We start from the raw sequence: 19063 nt of genomic DNA, 5'->3' as shown, positions 1-19063 counted from the left end.
GTATCATAATTTACGAAATGCAAATTGTGAGAAAAATCACAAATAGATGTGTGAATTATCACCTCTCTGGTACTCTTGTGAAATCATTCAAAAAATTGTAATTTTACCCATCTTTTTACAAACAAAATCTAATAAATAAAAATGAATACAGAACAGTTTGTGAGCCGTCACATTTCCCTTAATGAAGCCGATAAACAGGCGATGTTGGAGAAACTTGGCGTTTCTAGTATTGAAGAGTTAATTTCTCAAACCATCCCTTCTTCTATCCGTTTAGAGAAAGATATTGAGATCTCGGAACCACTTTCTGAATACGAAATGTTGAACCACTCAAAAGAATTGGCATCTAAAAATACTGATTATACAAGTTATATCGGATTCGGATACCACAATACCCTTTTGCCTTCAGCAATCCAGAGAAATATTTTTGAAAACCCTAGCTGGTATACTGCGTATACTCCATATCAGGCAGAAATTGCACAGGGAAGACTTGAAGCTCTTCTTAATTTCCAGACTGTAGTATGCGATCTTACAGGTTTTGCATTGGCAAATGCATCTTTATTGGATGAATCTACTGCTGCTGCTGAAGCAATGCATATGTTCTTCAACAACAGATCTAAAGACCAGAAAAAAGCCGGAGCTAACAAGTTCTTCATTTCTGACCTTGTTCTTCCACAAACCATTTCTGTATTAAAAACAAAAGCTGAAGGGTTAGAAATTGAGATTGTAGTAGGAGATCATAAAACACACCAGTTTGATGGTTCTTATTATGGTGTTTTATTACAATATCCTGGTAAAAACGGAATCGTTTTAGACTATACAGAAGATATTGTAGAATATAAAAAACTTGATCTTCAGGTAGCGGTTGCTTGTGATCCGATGGCTTTGGTTAAGCTAAAGTCTCCGGCAGAAATGGGTGCTGACTGTGCCGTAGGAACAACGCAGAGATTTGGTATTCCATTAGGGTACGGAGGTCCTCACGCAGCTTTCTTCGCTTGTAGAGAAGATTATAAAAGAGATATTCCGGGAAGAATCATTGGGGTTTCTCAGGATATGTACGGAAAACGTGCATTAAGAATGGCATTACAGACCAGAGAGCAGCACATCAAAAGAGAGAAAGCTACTTCAAACATCTGTACAGCTCAGGTTCTTTTGGCTGTAATGGCAGGTATGTATGCTGTTTACCACGGACCAAAAGGATTAAACTATATCGCTGATCAGATACACTTTAAAGCAAATGCTTTGAAAAACGGTCTTAAAGCATTAGGATATCAGGTAGTAGAAGAGCCAATCTTCGATACTGTGAAAATCACTATGGCTGAAGATGAGAAAGCAAGATTGGTAAGACTAATGCTTGATCACAGATTAAACTTAAACTATTTCACAGAAGGTGTAGTAAGTATTGCGATCAACGAAAGTACAACATTAGAGAAATTAAACTATCTGATGGCTTCTTTCGCTCAGTTCAAAGACAAGCAGACTTTCAAATTAGAAATCAAAGAAGGATACAGTATTCCTGAAGAAAACTTAAGAAAAGACGAAATTCTTACAGAATCAGTATTCAACAAATACCACACGGAAACAGAATTGATGCGTTACATCAAGCGTCTTGAGAGAAAAGACCTATCATTGACTCATTCAATGATTTCTTTAGGATCTTGTACCATGAAACTGAATGCAGCCACTCAGATGTTACCACTTTCATGGGAAAACTGGGGCGCAATTCACCCATTCGTACCTGTAAACCAGGCTGAAGGGTATCAGGAAATGATCCGTGAACTGGAGAAAGACTTAGCAGAAATTACAGGTTTTGCAGGAACTTCTCTTCAGCCAAACTCCGGAGCTCAAGGAGAATATGCAGGATTAATGGTGATCAGACAATATCATATCTCAAGAGGTGACCACCACAGAAATGTAGTATTGATCCCTCAGTCTGCACACGGTACCAACCCGGCTTCTGCTGCTATGGCAGGAATGAAAATCGTAGTCGTGAAAAACCTTGAAAACGGGGAAATCGACTTCGAAGATCTTAAAGCTAAAACAGAACTTCATTCAGCCAACTTATCAGCTGTAATGATTACTTATCCTTCAACTTACGGTTTCTTTGATGCCAACATTAAAGAAATTACCAACCTTATCCACGAGCACGGAGGACAAGTATATATGGATGGTGCGAATATGAACGCTCAGGTAGGATTTACAAGTCCTGGAAACATTGGTGCGGACGTTTGCCACCTTAACCTTCATAAAACTTTCGCAATTCCTCACGGAGGTGGGGGCCCTGGAGTAGGTCCGATCTGTGTTGCTAAGCACTTAGTACCTTTCCTTCCTTCCAACGCAAATATCAGAATTGGTTCTAAAGAAGCAATCGACGGTATTTCTGCAGCACCTTACGGTTCAGGATTGATCCTTAACATTTCTTATGCTTACATCAAAATGTTAGGAACTGAAGGTCTTAAAAAGGCTACAGGACATGCTATCCTTAACGCTAACTATCTGAAAGAAGTGTTAGCAGAGCATTTCCCGATTTTATATTCAAACGAAAACGGAAGAGTAGCTCACGAATGTATCGTAGATTTCCGTCAGTTCAAATCTTTAGGAATTGAAGTGGCAGATGTGGCGAAGAGATTGATGGATTATGGTTTCCATGCTCCTACCGTTTCTTTCCCGGTTGCAGGTACATTAATGATTGAGCCTACAGAATCTGAAAGCAAGGCTGAAATCGATCGTTTTGCAGAAGCATTGATCTCCATCAAAAAAGAAATTGATGAAATTGCTAATGGAGAAGCAGATGCAACAAACAACGTATTGAAAAATGCTCCTCATACAGAACAGCTGGTAATCTCAGATTCATGGGATAAACCATACAGCAGAGAAAAGGCAGCTTATCCGTTAGAGTGGGTAAGAGACCACAAATTCTTCGCTTCTGTATCAAGAGTAGATGAAGCTTACGGAGACAGAAACCTGGTATGTACTTGTGAGCCGATTGAAGCTTATATGTAATCTCAGTTTTTTAACGATAAAAAAATCCCTTTCAGTAATGAGAGGGATTTTTGTTTATTTCATAGTCATTGCGCATAAAATAGAGCAATCTCTTTAACGCAAATGTCGCAAGGATTTTTTGACAACTAATTGTTTCAAATGTTCGCAAAGGCGTTCTACTCAGCGAAGCTTAAACGATGTGTTTTTTCTACAAATTACTAGATTTGTACGTTCATTGTCATTGCGAGCGCAGCGAAGCAATCTCAATGATTTTTATTTGCTTAGCTACGCAAAGTCTCCTGACTTTGAGTACATTATTCATCATCATAATTGTTGTATTTCCAAAATTCAGAATTTCTATTTATATTGATCACTGGATTTTCTGCAATTTCAATTGAATTGATTATTCCTGTACCATTAGAATAATTTGTTGCTGAAGAATAAATATAGTGATTTGCTTTTGATACAATTCCGGCACGAACTGGGTTTAGATGAATATAGTTTAATTTATCCCATAGAAATTGTAAGTTGAAAATCTCCTCAGCATGATTTCCATATTGCCAAACCTGAAAATTTTTATTTCTTGAATGAGTTTCTGTAGCTTTAGCCAATCGTTCTAAAATCCAGTCTTTTCGACTTTCAGGTTCTGTTTGTATTTTTTCTAATATTTTTTTCGCCGTAAATTTTTTAAAATCTCTGATTAGATCTGAGAGTTTCCCATCCCTTGACTGTACAATAAAGTGTAAATGGTTGCTCATGATGACATAGCCATAAAGAATCATTCCTTTGTTTTTGATGCAGAATTCAAAGCATTCTATAATGCTATCCCGATATGTTTTTCGGGTAAAAATATCTATCCATTCAATAATAGTACAGGTTAAAAAGTGAGGTCTATCCTGATCTCTGATAACATATCCTTCTTTCATATCTGGTTTTTATCAAAGATAATTAATGGAGCTGTAAATTAGATATTTTACAGTGTTTTTATATGCCTCAAAGTCAGGAGACTTTGCGGAGCGTGGATATTAATATGTGGAGCTGAAGATTTGTACCAAATTCTTTTTAATTAAAACAAAATCACCTCCCAAAAAACTGAGAGGTGCTTAGTATTTAAATTCCGGATTGTTATCTTCGTTTAAAACTATACGCCAGCAAAATAGCAAAGCCCATAGTAACGCAGGTTATAATTGAAATGGTTTCAATGGAAATTCCACTTTTCATCTGTGTGTTTTCTTTTTCACATGAAAAAAAGAATAATAATGTCATGAACAGACATACCGATAGTAATTTTTTATCCATAAATGTATTTGTTTGGTTACGAAATATTTACAGCAAAAAGTATACCGGATTTGTAGACTTTAAAAACGTATTGTTTCAGGGATTTTTTGATTACTTTTAGTTACCGACAAATAAATAGGAGAGTGGGATTATGAAAGGTAATTCAGCTTATGGGCAATTTCTTCAATTAAACCTTGACTTCCAAAATAAGAGAATAAATGATTGATCAAAAGTCCGAAAACAGGAAGCAATTTACCAAAGAAACCATCAAAATAAATCATCGTAATGATAAGCAATATAAGGGCGAAAAGATGTAATTTCCATAGTTTTACTTTATAAGTCAATATCTTGGTTTTTTCATTATAAGTAAATACTCCTTCATCAATTAAAGATAAGTAATCGTTATTGCTTCTGGCTCTGGGAAAACCTTCATCTAAAGAAACAAATCCATGCCCGTAAAGAATGTTTTGAACCTTTTTTTCTTTTAGCAGATCACGTACTGTATAGATGACCTCATCAGAGGTTTTCTCTTTAATGATTTCTCTCTCAAAAGTATAAGTAAATGGGAACATAGAGTTGTAAGCTTAGTTATTTGTTTTTCCTTCATCCCAATAATAACTGTCCGGATAGATTCTCGCTCCAAAAACGGCAGTTCCCACCCGTACAATGGTGGCGCCTTCTTCAATGGCTGTTTCCAGATCGCTGCTCATTCCCATGGAAAGCTCTTTCATTTCTACGTTGGGGATATTTTCGGTGATGATGTCCTGCTGAAGTTTTTTCAGGATTTTAAAGCATGCTCTTACTTTCTCAGTTTCAGCACTGAATAAGCCGATGGTCATCAATCCCTTTATCTTTAAAGTAGAGTAGTCGGAAATTTTTCGGATAAGCTCAATAGCTTCACTGGGATCAACTCCAAATTTGCTTTCTTCATTGGATGTATTCACCTGAATCAAAACATCCATCGTTCTGTTTTCAGCCAAAAGTCTTTGATGAAGTTTTTCAGCAAGTTCCAGTCGATCCAGAGACTGGACGCAGGTAACATCGTATTTCAGGATATCTTTTATTTTATTGGTCTGAAGATGGCCTATAAAATGATTTTCATGAGGAATGTCTTTCAGGTCTTCATATTTCTCCTTCAATTCCTGTACTTTGTTTTCTGCGATTAATTCCTGTCCGTTTTCCAAAGCAATTTTGATACGGTCTGCAGAAACAGTTTTAGTAGCGAGCAATAACCTTACATCATCAATATTCCTTCCTGATTGATCACAAGCCTTTCTTATTCTTTCATTGATCAAAGTGAGATTGTGGAGAATGTCTTCTTTCATGATGGGATAATTTCTTTAGCCTCCAGCTTTTTTATTAAAGCAGCTTTGACGGCGGTTAAAGCATGGTCTTTAGCTTCAGCAAAAGAAACAGAGTATTTTCTTTCAATCGTTCTCAAATCTTCCGGAAACTGTGCTAATAATTGATTATAGTACGAATCCAGAACCTCAGCGGAAGGCATTTCATAATTAATTTTTAGCTGGAAACGTCTTAAAAGGGCAGTATCAATAATCTCAGGATGATTGGTGGCACAGATTAAAAGAGCATTCTCAGGATAATAATCAATCAGCTGAATCAGGGTATTAACTAATCTTCTCATTTCGCCTACATCTTTATCATCGCTGCCTCTTGCTTTTCCGATCTGATCCAGTTCGTCAAGAAAAAGTACGGATCTTTCTCTGGCGGCTTTATCAAAAATCATTTTAATATTCTGGGACGTTTCTCCGATACGGGACGAGACAATATTGCTAAGGTTTAAAATAATAATATTTTTTCCCAGAGCATTGGCAATGGCCTTGGCCGTCATTGTTTTTCCACATCCGGAACTTCCTTCAAGCAGAATCTTATGGTTAACCGGCAGGCCGTATTCCTGCAGTTCCTTAACATAAGCATGCTCCTTGATAAGCTGTACAAGCTGCTCCCTGTTGTTCGCATTGAGAAATACTTCGTTAAGATTTACCTGTTCTTTATCTTGAATAATAAGGTTGTACAGATTCATAATGACAATTAAAAAATATTGAGTAAACAAAGATAAAGCTTTATTGGACGTCAAAAAGAATCCTGAAAAATAATAAACAGCTGGTCCAGCGTAAAATGGATTATAAATGATAAATGAACTGATGTTGGTGTTAGCAACAATTTGTGAAAATCTGTGAGATTTGTGGGAAAAAGACTCAATAAAAAATAAAGCCAGACTTGCGACCGGCTTTATTCATTGGATATTAAAATTTGTTATGAAACTAAGATCTTTCTGCTTATGTTTTTGGACCCTTTTACCCGATGGGTAAAAGAGCGATCCGATCTCTCAGACTAAAAACATAAAACAATATAATTAGTATAGATTTTCTATAGGCTTGTTTTGTTTTAAGATTAGTTTCTTTCTCTTCTTACTGTCATGAAATATGAAGTAATTACGACTAAACCTGTTGCGATACCGATATAAGTTATCATTTTGTATTATTTTTAATTATTTGACTTTTTTTTATCAATCTTTCAATTGCAATATTACTACTTTCAAATCATGTGCCAAAGTAAAATACTATGATGTTTATCAGTGTATTAGCGTGTTTCAGGTTCATGTATTGGTGAATTTTTGTTTACAATAAATTAATGTATTATTTGGAATTTATTAATACTTTTATTATTCTATCTGTAAAATTATGTGAATGTGTTAATCGTTTATCGACTTCTATATTGGACTTGATAAAACAAATAATAAATAATGCTTAGCATAATATTGTTTTAAAGTGTATTTTTTGCACGTTAATTTTTCACTTCAAACAGATTTTTATGTTAATAAAATTTATTTTTAACACTGATTTCTATGTTGGAATTTTTGTCAGCTGTCATATTTCATGTCAGAAAGAAATAGGAGTTTGTGTCACAACTGAAAATAACATTGTCTGCTGACCGATGGCTTGGATGTCATTTTTTGAATTACCCGGAGGCTTTTACTACTTTTGTATAAAGAATGAATTTTATGGGACGCAGTTATATTTTTCTTGCTCTGGCAATCATATTTGAAATTATTGCCACTACTTTTCTGAAAAAATCTGAGGAATTTTCCAAACTATGGCCATCTGTAGTAACAGTTGCCGGATATGCCTGCGCTTTTTATTTTTTAAGCCTTACGCTTCGTCAGATTCCTGTAGGAATTACCTACGCCATCTGGTCCGGAGTAGGGATTGTATTTATAACGATGATCGGAGTGATAGCCTTCAAACAGATCCCGGATCTGCCGGCTATCATTGGTATTGTCCTGATTGTAACCGGAGTGATTATTATCAATGTATTCTCAAAAATGGGAACCCATTAAACAATAATATCCTGCTGCATTTGCTGCTGCTTCCAGTGTTCAGACCTTTTTTTGTATAAAAAGAACTTCCCCAGTTTATATTTGAACTTTAAAAAACCTCTGAACTCAATGCCGTCAAATAAAGTAAAAGGAATAGAAGGATTTTCTGCCAGAGACTGTTTTATACCCTTACTGAAGACAGTAGGACCAGTAGTAGCGTGTACATCATTCGGATACCGGTGATTATTGATATTATCAAGCATCAGTTCTAATGTCTTCTTAAGAAAAGGATGGCTTTTATTAAAAATAAGTCCCCATTGCACAAATAAATTGGCATGTCTTTCCGCACTGATCACCGCTTCGTCAGTTTCTTTGATAAGTTCCCGGAACGGCTTTACGATACTGCTGTCAATATCCAGATAAATGCCTCCTTTTTTATATAAAACAGCGTACCTGAAAAAGTCAGCTTTTGCAGCACCAATTGTCAGTTTATGGTAGGTTTCAATATAGCTGGGAGGAAATTCTTCTGTGAGAAATTTTTCAATATCACTGTCATCATAAAAGAAGTAGCTGTATTCCGGATTCTTTCTTTTCATATTCCAGATGTGATATCGTGTTATCAAAGGAAGCTTTTTGGTTTTAAAAGTCTGAAATATTTGTTTGGGTACTGCCATGTCCTGTTTTTAATAAATTCTTATACAAATTCTTAAATCCTTTTTCGTCAGTAATGTGCATGCAGTAATAAGAGTTTTCATAAGGAGAAGGGAATCCCTGAAATTTGAAACAGCTTATGCCGGCTTTGTTTTTTGATTGTATTTTGAAGAAATGGTTAAAAGCCGGAAGAAGAAAATTTTAATTTTTTTTTAATCTTCCAGCTTGTGAATTTTAAAAATAAGTTCAGATATTATACAATCAGTTTTATTTTTTTAAGGGTTGAATGATAGATTGGAAAAAATTGAAGGTAAAAATCCTGTCGTAGAATATATCCAGGCTGTTTTCAATAATTGCATCCGTGTAGCAGGCAGTATCAGGAACAAATGTTTCCTCTACAAAAACAAACCAGAGTTCTGAAAGTCTATGTCTTCTTCTAAACTCTTCAGATGCATTGCTATCGGGAACGGCAGAATGTTTCAGGTCACAAAACAGAACTCCTTTTTTCTCCCCTTCATGGACTACAATATTAATGGAATGATGCAGGTAACTAACAATTTTCATTTTTGCATCGTAACATTCTATAAAATGATGAAGATCGATAAGCTGTATTACCTTTTCTTCCTGTTGAGATGCTGTCATAAAAAAACATTCTATTGATATTTCCTGAGTGAGTTCTTGAAAAGCTGTTAATTCCATATGTGTTCATTTATCAGCACAAAGAAATAGAGAAAAGAAGGATACAAATTTGTTTTTATACAAAATGGCTGGTATTTTATACGAAATCCTGAAGGATGATCATTGGTATAATAAAATACCGGTTTTGTATAATAAAACAACTTTAATTTCCGTTATTGCCTATTTTTGTAATAAAATGAGCCTGCCATATGAAATATAGCCCGTGGAAATTTGAAGAAACCTTTGTGATCGATTTTCTGGTGGAAGCGAAATATGGATTCCGAAGGCATCTGCTGTTCCTGATCTTCTTTTTCTTTTTACTGTACAGCGCAAGATTCTGGCATTGGTATTCCGGAATATATCAGTACTATGTTTTATTCTTTGTGTATGTGATTCTGATCGCAATGGTCTACATTAATATATATGTATTGGTTCCCCGGTTTTTCTTTAAAACAAAATATGTCACTTATCTTGTTCTGCTCGTCCTTATGGGTGTGGTGGGACTTAATTTCATCGGGTACAGTTTCAGACATCTTTTTCAGGATTTCAGAACACAATATATTCCGAAAGATAATGAAAGAGGAGGTATTTATGAGGGCGTTCTGATGTGTATTCCGATTATCCTGACAACGACAACCATAAAGCTTTTACAGAAATGGATCAGTGATAATAAAAGAATTAATGAGCTGAGTAATCTTACGCTGAATATGGAGCTGAATGAGCTAAGAAATCAGATTAATCCTCATTTTCTGTTCAACATGCTGAATAATGTAAAAGCATTGATCAGAACAGATCCGGCCAAAGCATCTGTAGTCATTGTAAAACTTTCCGAGTTTCTCAGATATCAGCTGTATGAAAACAGCGAAGAAAAAACGCTGCTGACTTCAGAGATTGATTTCCTGTCCAATTTTTTAAATCTTGAAAAAATAAGACGGGACAATTTCTCTTTTGACATTCAGGTCAATATTGATCAAAGAGTAATAAGCAGTACCTTTATTCCTCCGAATCTGTTTACCACTTTTGTAGAAAATGCTGTGAAGCATAGTGTAGATCTCAGTGGAAGAGAATCCTATGTGAAAATAGAAATCAATATCAATAAAAGGCAGCTTTATTTTAAATGTGTAAATTCAATAAGTACCGGTTATCTTCCTTCGGACAAAAAGAGCAGTGGACTTGGGCTCGCCAATATCACAAGAAGACTGGAACTTCTTTATAGTGATACTTTTGATCTGAAGACAGATCCCGGAAAGAAAGAATATATAGTAAATTTAAAAATTCCCGTGTGATGAACTGTATTATAATTGATGATGAACCTCTGGCAAGATCCGAAATGAGATCGCTGATCACTGAAATTTCCGGAATCGATATCCTTGGGGAATTTTCCAATGCGCTTTCTGCTCTCGAATTTCTTAAAGATAATGAGGTAGATCTTATTTTCCTTGATATAGAAATGCCTATGGTAACAGGTCTTGAATTTGCAGAAATGCTTCCGAAAAAATCACTGATCATTTTTACAACTGCCTATTCTCAATATGCCCTGAAAAGTTATGAACTGGAAGCAGTAGACTATCTTTTGAAACCTATTGATCCTCAAAGGCTGGAAAAAGCAATTGATAAAGCGGTACTTTACACCGAACTTTTATCTAAGAATACCGTGAAAAATACGGTAGAATCCAATACCGCAGACTTCCTGTTCATAAAGGCAGAACGCAGGTTCTATAAAATCAGTTTTTCAGATATTAAATTTATTGAAGGGCTCAAAGACTATGTCGTTATTTATACAAAGCAGCAAAAGCTGATCACTGCAATGAATTTAAAAACCATTCATCAGAAGATTTCCGGGGAAACCTTTATCAGAGTCAGCAAATCCTACGTGGTGAATATGAATTATATAGATTCATTTGACAATCATAATATATACATCGAAGATTCCGAAATTCCTCTTGGAGAAGTCTACCGCTCCGAGTTCTTTACAAAATTTGCAGGAGGTCTTCTCAACTCAGACTAATACATGAGTAATAGGTAATGAGCAATGAGCAATGAGCAATGAGTAATAATAAATATCAGTCAAATGATTAGAAAATCTGTGTAATCAGTGGGAAAAAATAGAATATTATGATTCAATAGCAATGGGCTTTAGTCAGTTAGATAAATAAAAACAATCAACGGCTTCAGCCAAAACATAAAAATAACCGTTTATTCAATAAAGCTTCTGATCCTTTTCACAATAAAAACTTCTTCTTTTTCCTACGCCCGTTTGTTTCTTAACCAATTTTTGTCCACAAACCGGACATACCGATTTTGTATGAACCAGCCAGTGCTTTTTCAGAACAAATTCTCTTTTCCATTTCAGAAAATCGAAACTGTAATTTCTGGCTTCAGCGATTAATTCTTTTCTTTTTTTAGCAGGAAGATTACCCACTAAGCTTTCCGGCTGTACGCCAATCCTGAAAAGAACCTCATTTTTAATAATATTTCCCACACCCGAAAAAATATCCTGATTCATCAATGCATCACAAACCATCATTTTCGGATTGGATTTCAATTTCTCTTCTGCTTTTTTGGGATTCCACTGATCGCTCATTACATCGGCTTCCCAATCAATGGTGGAGAGAAAATCAAGATCTACGGATTTCACAGAGCAGGTATAAAAATAAATACTTCCGGTAGCGAAAAACAAGGCTAAACGCAAACTTTTATCCGGCTTGGTCTGCTCATCAATGCTATAAGAACCAAACATTAATAAATGAATCCGGATGGCTGCTTTTTCAAAAACGAGGTAAGTCTGTTTTCCAAAAGTACGGATTTCGAGAAGAGTCTGGCCAATAAAAGAATCTTTCTCAAATTGGGCATTCCCTGAAACTTCTGTCACTTGCTGTCCTGCAAATGGCTGCAGGCTTTCTTTCATTAATATGATGGATGGACCTTCAGGCATACGTTTGTTTTGAGATAAAGATTCAAATAATATTCCATAGCTGCATAAAACCTGATTTTTATCCCAAAACAAACCTGTTTAAAATATTTTTAGGCCAGTTTTTGTCCTACAAAACGAATGACGGAACCTGTCCCGTTGTGAAATAGTCCCTCATTGAGCTCAATTTCTGTTTCTGCTAATTCAATAATATCATAATCCGGAAAATCAGCTTTGATTTCTTCAATAGAAAATAAAGATTCACTATCCTTTGGACCGCCCACTTTCTCGTTCTTTGCAATATATTCAAGATGGTTTTTACTGAAAGCTTCGAAAATAATAAAACCGCCTTTACGCAGATACTGATTCAGCATCTGATGGATAGAAGATTTAATGTCTCCCGGGAAATGAGCATAAATAAGAGCAATGGCATCAAATTGTTCTTTCTGATAGTTTAACGTTGAAAGTTCTCCAACCTGATAATCAATGGTGGTTTCCAGTTGTTCTGCAAGTTGTAACGCTTTATTCCTGCCGTTTGCACTGATGTCAAAAGCTGAAACCTTCCATCCCTGTGTTGCTGCGAAAACGGCATTCCGGCCTTCACCTTCTGCAGGAAAAAGTATTTTTCCGGGCGTTAACCGTGTTAATTGTTCTCTGAGATAATTGTTGGGTTCTGTTCCATACGCAAACTCTTTGGTGCTGTATCTTTCATCCCATCTGTTGAGCCATGTGTTGTCTGTCATTGTATTAAGAATTTAAAATTGACATGAAGAAGAATCATTCATAATCTTCAATGTATTAGTTACACCAAATGTAAAATATTTCATCAAATTTTCCGATCCCTAAAAAACGTTTACTATAATAGATTTTTTGAATGGAAGATCTCACTAATAAAAATCTAAATACTATTCCGTACAATTAAAATTTGGAGTAATTTTGAAAAATGATGAATTTAAACCAGATTTTCACCAATCAACGTACAGGAAACAATCCACAGACCAAAGCTTCGCGAACTGATTTTCAAAGGGATTTCGACAGAATTATCTTCTCTTCTGCCTTCAGAAGATTGCAGAATAAAACGCAGGTTTTTCCTCTTCCGGGAAGTGTTTTTGTACACAACAGACTTACGCATTCTCTTGAAGTATCATCCGTAGGAAGAAGTTTGGGAAGTATTATCGGTGAATTTATTGCTGAAGATTTTAAAAACGAGCTGACTGAAGATTCAAAGAATTTTTATCTCTATAATTTAGGAAATGTAATTGCCGCAGCATGTTTATGCCATGATGTGGGAAATCCTGCATTCGGACATTCCGGGGAAGATGCTATTGCAAGCTATTTTGAAAGAAATGAAAAGGATCTGAAATCTAAGTTCAATGAAAAGGAGTGGGCGGATCTGGTTAATTTTGAAGGAAATGCCAACGCCATCAGAGTGCTGGCACAGCAACAGCAAGGGAAAGATGCAGGAGGTATCCAGCTGACATTCTCAACGCTGGCAAGTATCGCAAAATATCCGTGTGAAGCGGTAGCGAAAAAGAAAGGAATTATTCACCGGAAGAAATTCGGGTTTTTCCAGAATGAAAAAGATATTTTCCTGGAAATTGCCAAAGGAACCCAGCTTATTTCTGAAAGTGAAGAACCTCACATTTTTAAAAGACATCCTTTTGTATGGCTCGTAGAGGCGGCTGACGATATCTGTTATAACATCATTGATATGGAAGATGCTCACAGATTGGGAATTGTTTCCACAGCAGACTGCAAAAACCTGTTTTTCGAGCTGGTAAAATCGGAGACTGATGATGTTCAGAGAATTGAAACAAAGTTAAGTTCTATATCCAATGAAAATGAACAGATTTCTTATTTAAGAGCAAAAGTAATCAATGCATTAATCAACAAATCGATTGAGATGTATAAGCATAACTTTGAAACGATTCTTGAAGGAAATCTTGGCAACGGCTTACTTGATATTTACAAGAAAGAAAACAAAGCATTACAGGATATTGAAAGTTTTTCCGTAGAAAAAATTTACAATCATAAAGCAGTTGTTGAAATTGAAAATGCGGGGTATAACGTAATGTACGAATTGCTGGATCATTTTATTCCTTCCATTCTGAAGTCTAAAGATAACAGAAAATCATATGATGAAAAAGCTTTGAAATTAATTCCAAAGCAATTCATTTACAATGACGGCACCGATTATCAGAAAGTTCTTGGGGTTATTGATTTCGTTTCCGGAATGACAGATAATTACGCTACCGATTTATATAGAAAAATTAAAGGAATAGACATCGGAATGACCGTGTAGATTCTATTTACTGTAATAATTCAGAAGCCTCTTCAATTAGTGATCTCATTAAAGCAGAGGCTTTTTTATGCTTTAAAAGCGGCGCAATCTGACCGGACCAGAAGAAAACCAGATCATTTTTTTGCTGTTCCAAAGCCGCTTTTCTCAATGCTCCCATAAAATGCGTCTGCAATGGGAACGGTAGTGTTTTTTCTGTTGCAGCCAATACATCTCTTGTGATTTTTGTAGTAACCCCACGTCCTAATCTTCCGGTATAAGCTCTGGTTAAAGTAGTGGATTTCGCAGCTTCGGAAAATAAAAACTCTCTGTGTATCGGTAACGCTCCGGATTCTTCAGTAGCCAGAAATGCCGTTCCGATCTGTACAGCATCGGCTCCCAGCTTAAAAGCACCCGCAATTCCACGGCCGTTGGCAATTCCTCCTGCAGCAACTACAGGAATTTTTACCTTATCTTTAATCAATTGAATCAAAGCAAAAGTTCCCGTTACAGAAAACTCAGCACTATCCAGAAACGAAGGTCTGTGGCCGCCACTCTCAAAACCTGAAGCCACAATAATATCCACTCCTGTTTTTTCCAGAGCAACAGCTTCATCCGGCGTTGTTGCATTTCCCAGCACAACAGTCCCCTGACGGTGAAGATCTTCGATGATATTTTCATCCAAAAGTCCGAACATAAAACTGAAAACTTTAGGCTTAATATCCAGAACCGTGTTCAGCTGATTTTGAAATCTTGATTCAAAAGAGAGTGGTGGTAAAGGAATATCCGTCTGCAAAAGATCAAAATAAGGTTTGAAAGTCTCAACAGCCTTTTGGTATTGTTCTTTTGTGTGTTTTTCGTTAATGATATCGTGATCGCTTACCCAGAGATTGAGATTATAAGGTTTGTCCGTTTTGGATTGTATGGCTCTGTGAACGTCATAGATTTCCTGCTGTGACAAAGTATAAGCTCCGAAACCTCCCAATCCACCGAGATTACTCACTGTTGTTGTCAGTTCAACGGTGGAAAGGCCTCCGCCGAAAGGTCCCTGCAGAATAGGATATTCTATTCCCAGTAATTCCGTAATTCTATTTTTATTCCACATGATTGTATTGGTTTTTATTAAAAATCTGAATTAAGGCTGTACATTGGTCAAAGTCTTGTTAACGATCATCCATTGTCTGTCTATATGATTGAAAGTTATGAAATTATAATAATTAAAATCATACATCCTTACGTTTAATTTTGCAACAGCAATTGAATTCATAATGTCGATTGAAATAATCTCCGCTTTAAAACCTTTTCCTGATTTCTGCGGACTTATACGATTTCCAACGCCTTCAATATATTGCTCTGCAGTTTTGAAATACGGAACTCCATTGATATCCCCGAAAAGCAAAGCTCCTTTATAAAATGCTTTTCCAAGAAGTTCAGTATTCCCTTCATTAATTCCTTTGAAATAATAGTTCTCTATCACATTTCTTATTTCAGTTTCTGCGGTCTGACTGGTTTTCATATTCTTTACATTTTGTGCATGGCCGCCCAACGGAAAGCTGAGCAGCCATGCTATAATTAATGATAGTTTCATGATAAATGGTGCCCGGCACCCATTCCGCCGTCAACATTGATGATGGCACCGGAAATCAATGTGTTCTTAGCAATCGCATGAATCATCTGAGCAACTTCTTCCGGCTCTCCGATACGATTAATGAGGTGAATTCTTGCATTATTGTCAAGGTCTGCACCATGCATGGGAGTTCTTATCAATCCGGGAGCCACCGTATTGACTCTGATATTATCTTTCCCAAACTCTGCCGCCAGCTGCAAAGTCAGTGCATGAATAGCACCCTTACTCGAAATAGGCGCTGTGGAAGGAGACTCCGCAATGGCATGATACACCAATGGTGTTCCTACATTAATTACCACACCCTCTTTTTGTCTGATCATCTGAGGAATAACAGCCTGTGTAGTGAAGAATGTTCCTTTTAAATTCGTTGCTAAAAAACGGTCCAGATAATCTTCGGTAACTTCAAGGAAAGGCTTGTTCTCGTAAATTCCGGCATTATTGACGAGAACGTCGATTGATCCGAATCTTTCAATTGCTGTTTTTACCAATGCTTCCCCTGTTGATTTGTCAGAAACACTTCCGGCAACCATTGCCAGGTTTTCTCCTGCTCCCAATTCATGATAAACTTCCTCTAATTTGGATGCCATTTGTGAGTTGATGATGACATTATCGCCTCTGTCCAGGAAATAACGGGCGGTTTCCAATCCTATCCCTGAAGAAGCTCCTGTTATAATGATGGTTTGTTTTTTCATTGCTGATTTATTTTTTTCCTGTTGAAAATCCCTGTTCTTTTAATACTGAAACCTGTTCTCCGGCATATCCCCAGTTGTCATCTTCAATTTCATTGATGACAATATGCGTTAAATGAGGATCCTTATTTAAAACTGAGGTGACAGCTTCACTTATTTTTCTGATTAATTGCTGTTTTGTTTCGCGGTTAAGATCTTCGCGAAGTACATCTACTTTGATGAATGGCATGATGGTCAATTTTTAAGGTTATAGAATTAATAAGCTTCCGCTACAAGATGGATGTTTAAGTCAAAATTGTTGTATATCAGCGTATCACCAAGATTGGTGAAGAAATTGGAAGATCTGAATTTGATGTTGAATTTCGTTCTGTCTACTATGATCTTGGTTTTTAGAACGGCCATATTATCTGTTTTTACAATCTGCAGGCTTGTGTCTATAGGATGTGTAATTCCTTTTATGGTAAGATCTCCTTTTGCATAATAAAGATTTTCATCGCCAGGTTCTGCATGAGTGATCTCGAAATAAGCTTCAGGAAACTGCTCAGAATTAAAGAAATCATCAGAAGCCAGATGATTGGCAAACTGCGCATTGGTTTCAGCATCTTCAATGTCTTGGATTTTGATGGAACGGGTATCTATGACAAACTTTCCTGACATAGAACTTCCTTCTCCAAATGTGAAGTTTCCGTCTTTTATACCGATAGTTCCGTTGTGAGCGCCGGTTACTTTTCTTCCGATCCAGTCGATAGTACTGTTTTCTGTATTGACTTTAAAATTTTTTGTGTCCATTTTTATTGGGTTTAAATATTGACACAAAGTTCAGCCGAATGAAGGAAAAAGTTACGTGATGTACCTCACAAAATAGAAGAAGAGATTAATTGTTTTAAAGAGGTTGATTATTGATGCAGTCTGCTCAAAGTTTCTCTGGTTACTCCCAGATAAGATGCAATCAGATGTTTCGGAACCAGATTGTACAACTGAGGATACATGGATAGAAGTTCTTCATACCGGAATCTGGCATCATTATTCATAAAAGATAACAGGCGTTTCTGGGCGGCTACATACCCTTTATTGGTTCTCCATCTGAAAAAATGTTCAACTTCATGAATTTCATTACAGATCTTTTCCCTGTCCTCGTTGGAAATAGAAAGGATGCTGGCATTGGTGATACAGTCTACATTGATGGTTGCTCTTGTTTTATTGTAAAGTGCATCAAAATCTGTCACCCACCACGTAGGCATGGCAAACTGAAGGATAAACATTTTCATGCTGTCATTTAGATAAAATGCTTTCAGACAGCCTTCCAGAACAAAATATTCATGATTCACAAAATCGCCTTCCGAAATAAGACTTTGCCCTTTTTTTAAAGAGATCAGGTTAAAATGTCCGAAAACATAATCCAATTGTTCTTCAGTAATTGAAGTGAATTTAGAGATGTGATCTTTTAATATTTCTTTTGAATTGACCATGATGTAATGAATATTCAAAAGTAAGTCTTTTTCAGAATAATTTTGGTTTTTAAAAAAAATATGATATCATCAAGTCTGATTTCCCGGGGATTATATTCCGGATCTTACATTTATTTTTCTTATATTTAAGCAGCTACTTACAAAAAATGTTTTTAACAAAAACAGGTGGTGTAACGACATATTAATAAAAATTAAAACTATGAGTATATATTTTGCACCCGTTATTTTCTTCGGGCTTATCATTTTATTCGCTTCGTTTTTTGTCGTTAAGCAGGAAACAGCAGCAATTATAGAACGTTTCGGGAAATTCCGTGCGGTAAAGCATTCAGGTCTTCACCTGAAGCTGCCCATCATAGATCAGATTGCCAAAAGACTTAATCTGAGAATTCAGCAGTTGGATGTACTTATTGATACCAAAACATTAGACAATGTTTTCATCAAAATGAAAATTTCTGTTCAGTATCAGGTCATCAGAAGTCAGGTGGGAGATGCTTATTATCGTTTGGAAAATCCTGAAAATCAAATTACTTCTTTTGTTTTTGATGTCGTAAGAGCAGAGGTTCCAAAATTAAAACTGGACGATGTTTTTGTAAGAAAAGATGACGTGGCCATTGCAGTGAAAAGCGAGCTTCAGGATGCCATGAACAGTTATGGTTATGATATTATCAAAGCTTTGGTAACAGATATTGATCCGGATGAGCAGGTAAAACATGCCATGAACAGGATCAATGCAGCAGAAAGAGAAAAAACAGCAGCCGAATACGAATCTGAAGCACAAAGAATCAGAATTGTTGCCGTTGCAAAAGCAGAAGCAGAATCCAAGAAATTACAAGGGCAGGGAATTGCCGACCAGAGAAGAGAAATTGCCAAAGGACTGGAAGAATCTGTAAGAATGCTGAATAATGTGGATATCAATTCTCATGAAGCATCAGCGTTGATTGTGGTGACACAGCATTATGATACTTTACATTCTGTGGGCGCCAGCAACAGAAGTAATCTTGTACTCCTTCCCAATTCACCAACAGCAGCCAGCGGAATGCTGAACGATCTTGTAGTGGCGATGACAACAGCCAACACAGTGGGAGAGGCTACAAAAGGAAAATATCCTGATCCTCCACAAAAAGAGACTGGGTTTTAAGATAAAAAGGAAGTAAAAAGACAGACAG

21 protein-coding genes are annotated in these 19063 nt (G+C 36.3%); 6 read left to right on the top strand and 15 right to left on the bottom strand.

What is annotated here, in order from left to right; all coding sequences use genetic code 11:
- Nucleotides 1-141 precede the first annotated feature (141 nt).
- Nucleotides 142-3000 carry an aminomethyl-transferring glycine dehydrogenase gene (gcvP, locus tag LIV57_RS10510; RefSeq protein ID WP_227942535.1) on the top strand — a complete coding sequence of 953 codons (2859 nt, stop codon included), beginning with the start codon at nt 142-144 and terminating at the stop codon, nt 2998-3000.
- 293 nt (nt 3001-3293) lie between these two features.
- Here the strand turns inward: gcvP and LIV57_RS10505 are convergent, their stop codons facing one another.
- From LIV57_RS10505 to LIV57_RS10485, 5 genes are all read right to left on the bottom strand, one after another.
- Entirely contained in the window at nt 3294-3905 is a 612-nt protein-coding gene (locus tag LIV57_RS10505; protein ID WP_227942534.1) for an REP-associated tyrosine transposase, read from the bottom strand.
- 199 nt (nt 3906-4104) lie between these two features.
- Nucleotides 4105-4278, bottom strand: coding sequence for a hypothetical protein (locus LIV57_RS10500; RefSeq protein WP_185114222.1), 174 nt, complete (start codon nt 4276-4278; stop codon nt 4105-4107).
- A 128-nt stretch (nt 4279-4406) separates the two neighbouring features.
- On the bottom strand, nt 4407-4829 hold the full coding sequence (locus LIV57_RS10495; RefSeq protein WP_227942533.1) for a hypothetical protein: 423 nt from the start codon (nt 4827-4829) through the stop codon (nt 4407-4409).
- A 12-nt stretch (nt 4830-4841) separates the two neighbouring features.
- A complete protein-coding gene (locus LIV57_RS10490) occupies nt 4842-5582 on the bottom strand; it encodes a YggS family pyridoxal phosphate-dependent enzyme (protein ID WP_227942532.1) in 741 nt (246 codons plus the stop codon).
- Nucleotides 5579-6298 carry an AAA family ATPase gene (locus tag LIV57_RS10485; protein WP_227942531.1) on the bottom strand — a complete coding sequence of 240 codons (720 nt, stop codon included), beginning with the start codon at nt 6296-6298 and terminating at the stop codon, nt 5579-5581. The genes LIV57_RS10490 and LIV57_RS10485 overlap by 4 nt, the downstream gene beginning before the upstream one ends.
- Before the next feature lie 981 nt (nt 6299-7279).
- Here LIV57_RS10485 and LIV57_RS10480 point away from each other — a divergent pair.
- On the top strand, nt 7280-7615 hold the full coding sequence (locus tag LIV57_RS10480; protein ID WP_227942530.1) for a DMT family transporter: 336 nt from the start codon (nt 7280-7282) through the stop codon (nt 7613-7615).
- Here LIV57_RS10480 and LIV57_RS10475 read toward each other — a convergent pair.
- Together LIV57_RS10475 and LIV57_RS10470 are read right to left on the bottom strand one after the other, a co-directional pair.
- Nucleotides 7612-8268, bottom strand: coding sequence for a glycosyltransferase family 32 protein (locus LIV57_RS10475; RefSeq protein ID WP_227942529.1), 657 nt, complete (start codon nt 8266-8268; stop codon nt 7612-7614). The genes LIV57_RS10480 and LIV57_RS10475 overlap by 4 nt on opposite strands.
- A 244-nt stretch (nt 8269-8512) precedes the next feature.
- Complete coding sequence (locus LIV57_RS10470) at nt 8513-8887, bottom strand: hypothetical protein (protein WP_227942528.1); 375 nt, start codon at nt 8885-8887, stop codon at nt 8513-8515.
- A 245-nt stretch (nt 8888-9132) separates the two neighbouring features.
- On the opposite strand from LIV57_RS10470, the gene LIV57_RS10465 reads away from it, so the two are divergent.
- On the top strand, nt 9133-10209 hold the full coding sequence (locus LIV57_RS10465) for a sensor histidine kinase (protein WP_227942527.1): 1077 nt from the start codon (nt 9133-9135) through the stop codon (nt 10207-10209).
- Complete coding sequence (locus LIV57_RS10460; protein ID WP_227942526.1) at nt 10209-10931, top strand: LytR/AlgR family response regulator transcription factor; 723 nt, start codon at nt 10209-10211, stop codon at nt 10929-10931. Before LIV57_RS10465 ends, LIV57_RS10460 begins: the two co-directional genes overlap by 1 nt.
- A 192-nt stretch (nt 10932-11123) precedes the next feature.
- Here the strand turns inward: LIV57_RS10460 and LIV57_RS10455 are convergent, their stop codons facing one another.
- Together LIV57_RS10455 and LIV57_RS10450 are read right to left on the bottom strand one after the other, a co-directional pair.
- Nucleotides 11124-11858, bottom strand: a complete 735-nt coding sequence (locus tag LIV57_RS10455; RefSeq protein ID WP_227942525.1) for a DNA-formamidopyrimidine glycosylase family protein — start codon at nt 11856-11858, stop codon at nt 11124-11126.
- Between the two features lie 89 nt (nt 11859-11947).
- Nucleotides 11948-12577, bottom strand: a complete 630-nt coding sequence (locus tag LIV57_RS10450) for a class I SAM-dependent methyltransferase (RefSeq protein ID WP_227942524.1) — start codon at nt 12575-12577, stop codon at nt 11948-11950.
- 203 nt (nt 12578-12780) lie between these two features.
- Between LIV57_RS10450 and LIV57_RS10445 the strand changes: the two genes are divergently transcribed.
- Nucleotides 12781-14136 (top strand): deoxyguanosinetriphosphate triphosphohydrolase, encoded by a 1356-nt coding sequence (locus tag LIV57_RS10445; RefSeq protein ID WP_227942566.1) that lies wholly within the window; start codon nt 12781-12783, stop codon nt 14134-14136.
- A gap of 7 nt (nt 14137-14143) precedes the next feature.
- Here the strand turns inward: LIV57_RS10445 and LIV57_RS10440 are convergent, their stop codons facing one another.
- The 6 genes from LIV57_RS10440 to LIV57_RS10415 all read right to left on the bottom strand — a co-directional run bounded on the left by LIV57_RS10440 (nt 14144) and on the right by LIV57_RS10415 (nt 17915).
- Nucleotides 14144-15217, bottom strand: coding sequence for an NAD(P)H-dependent flavin oxidoreductase (locus tag LIV57_RS10440; protein ID WP_227942523.1), 1074 nt, complete (start codon nt 15215-15217; stop codon nt 14144-14146).
- A 30-nt stretch (nt 15218-15247) separates the two neighbouring features.
- Nucleotides 15248-15700: a nuclear transport factor 2 family protein gene (locus LIV57_RS10435; protein WP_227942522.1), complete on the bottom strand. Its 453-nt coding sequence runs from the start codon at nt 15698-15700 to the stop codon at nt 15248-15250.
- Nucleotides 15697-16431, bottom strand: coding sequence for an SDR family NAD(P)-dependent oxidoreductase (locus LIV57_RS10430; protein WP_227942521.1), 735 nt, complete (start codon nt 16429-16431; stop codon nt 15697-15699). Before LIV57_RS10430 ends, LIV57_RS10435 begins: the two co-directional genes overlap by 4 nt.
- A gap of 7 nt (nt 16432-16438) precedes the next feature.
- The gene (locus tag LIV57_RS10425) at nt 16439-16657 is read right to left on the bottom strand and encodes a tautomerase family protein (protein WP_062675241.1); all 219 of its coding nucleotides are present in this window, start codon (nt 16655-16657) and stop codon (nt 16439-16441) included.
- Nucleotides 16658-16683: 26 nt separating this feature from the next.
- Nucleotides 16684-17217, bottom strand: coding sequence for a YceI family protein (locus LIV57_RS10420; RefSeq protein ID WP_227942520.1), 534 nt, complete (start codon nt 17215-17217; stop codon nt 16684-16686).
- A 107-nt stretch (nt 17218-17324) separates the two neighbouring features.
- Nucleotides 17325-17915, bottom strand: coding sequence for a Crp/Fnr family transcriptional regulator (locus tag LIV57_RS10415; RefSeq protein ID WP_227942519.1), 591 nt, complete (start codon nt 17913-17915; stop codon nt 17325-17327).
- Between the two features lie 181 nt (nt 17916-18096).
- Between LIV57_RS10415 and LIV57_RS10410 the strand changes: the two genes are divergently transcribed.
- The gene (locus LIV57_RS10410; protein ID WP_062675312.1) at nt 18097-19035 is read left to right on the top strand and encodes an SPFH domain-containing protein; all 939 of its coding nucleotides are present in this window, start codon (nt 18097-18099) and stop codon (nt 19033-19035) included.
- Nucleotides 19036-19063 lie beyond the last annotated feature (28 nt).

The sequence above is a fragment of the Chryseobacterium sp. X308 genome, from assembly GCF_020733145.1.
Classification (GTDB): domain Bacteria; phylum Bacteroidota; class Bacteroidia; order Flavobacteriales; family Weeksellaceae; genus Chryseobacterium; species Chryseobacterium cupriresistens.
The sequence above is the reverse complement of the archived record's forward strand: the minus strand, read 5'-3'. Positions and strand labels throughout refer to the sequence as shown.

Coding starts and splice junctions, on each gene's coding strand:
- gcvP (WP_227942535.1), top strand. CDS start 142: ATGAATACAGAACAGTTTGTGAGCCGTCACATTTCCCTTAATGAAGCC.
- LIV57_RS10505 (WP_227942534.1), bottom strand. CDS start 3,905: ATGAAAGAAGGATATGTTATCAGAGATCAGGATAGACCTCACTTTTTA.
- LIV57_RS10500 (WP_185114222.1), bottom strand. CDS start 4,278: ATGGATAAAAAATTACTATCGGTATGTCTGTTCATGACATTATTATTC.
- LIV57_RS10495 (WP_227942533.1), bottom strand. CDS start 4,829: ATGTTCCCATTTACTTATACTTTTGAGAGAGAAATCATTAAAGAGAAA.
- LIV57_RS10490 (WP_227942532.1), bottom strand. CDS start 5,582: ATGAAAGAAGACATTCTCCACAATCTCACTTTGATCAATGAAAGAATA.
- LIV57_RS10485 (WP_227942531.1), bottom strand. CDS start 6,298: ATGAATCTGTACAACCTTATTATTCAAGATAAAGAACAGGTAAATCTT.
- LIV57_RS10480 (WP_227942530.1), top strand. CDS start 7,280: ATGGGACGCAGTTATATTTTTCTTGCTCTGGCAATCATATTTGAAATT.
- LIV57_RS10475 (WP_227942529.1), bottom strand. CDS start 8,268: ATGGCAGTACCCAAACAAATATTTCAGACTTTTAAAACCAAAAAGCTT.
- LIV57_RS10470 (WP_227942528.1), bottom strand. CDS start 8,887: ATGACAGCATCTCAACAGGAAGAAAAGGTAATACAGCTTATCGATCTT.
- LIV57_RS10465 (WP_227942527.1), top strand. CDS start 9,133: ATGAAATATAGCCCGTGGAAATTTGAAGAAACCTTTGTGATCGATTTT.
- LIV57_RS10460 (WP_227942526.1), top strand. CDS start 10,209: ATGAACTGTATTATAATTGATGATGAACCTCTGGCAAGATCCGAAATG.
- LIV57_RS10455 (WP_227942525.1), bottom strand. CDS start 11,858: ATGCCTGAAGGTCCATCCATCATATTAATGAAAGAAAGCCTGCAGCCA.
- LIV57_RS10450 (WP_227942524.1), bottom strand. CDS start 12,577: ATGACAGACAACACATGGCTCAACAGATGGGATGAAAGATACAGCACC.
- LIV57_RS10445 (WP_227942566.1), top strand. CDS start 12,781: ATGAATTTAAACCAGATTTTCACCAATCAACGTACAGGAAACAATCCA.
- LIV57_RS10440 (WP_227942523.1), bottom strand. CDS start 15,217: ATGTGGAATAAAAATAGAATTACGGAATTACTGGGAATAGAATATCCT.
- LIV57_RS10435 (WP_227942522.1), bottom strand. CDS start 15,700: ATGAAACTATCATTAATTATAGCATGGCTGCTCAGCTTTCCGTTGGGC.
- LIV57_RS10430 (WP_227942521.1), bottom strand. CDS start 16,431: ATGAAAAAACAAACCATCATTATAACAGGAGCTTCTTCAGGGATAGGA.
- LIV57_RS10425 (WP_062675241.1), bottom strand. CDS start 16,657: ATGCCATTCATCAAAGTAGATGTACTTCGCGAAGATCTTAACCGCGAA.
- LIV57_RS10420 (WP_227942520.1), bottom strand. CDS start 17,217: ATGGACACAAAAAATTTTAAAGTCAATACAGAAAACAGTACTATCGAC.
- LIV57_RS10410 (WP_062675312.1), top strand. CDS start 18,097: ATGAGTATATATTTTGCACCCGTTATTTTCTTCGGGCTTATCATTTTA.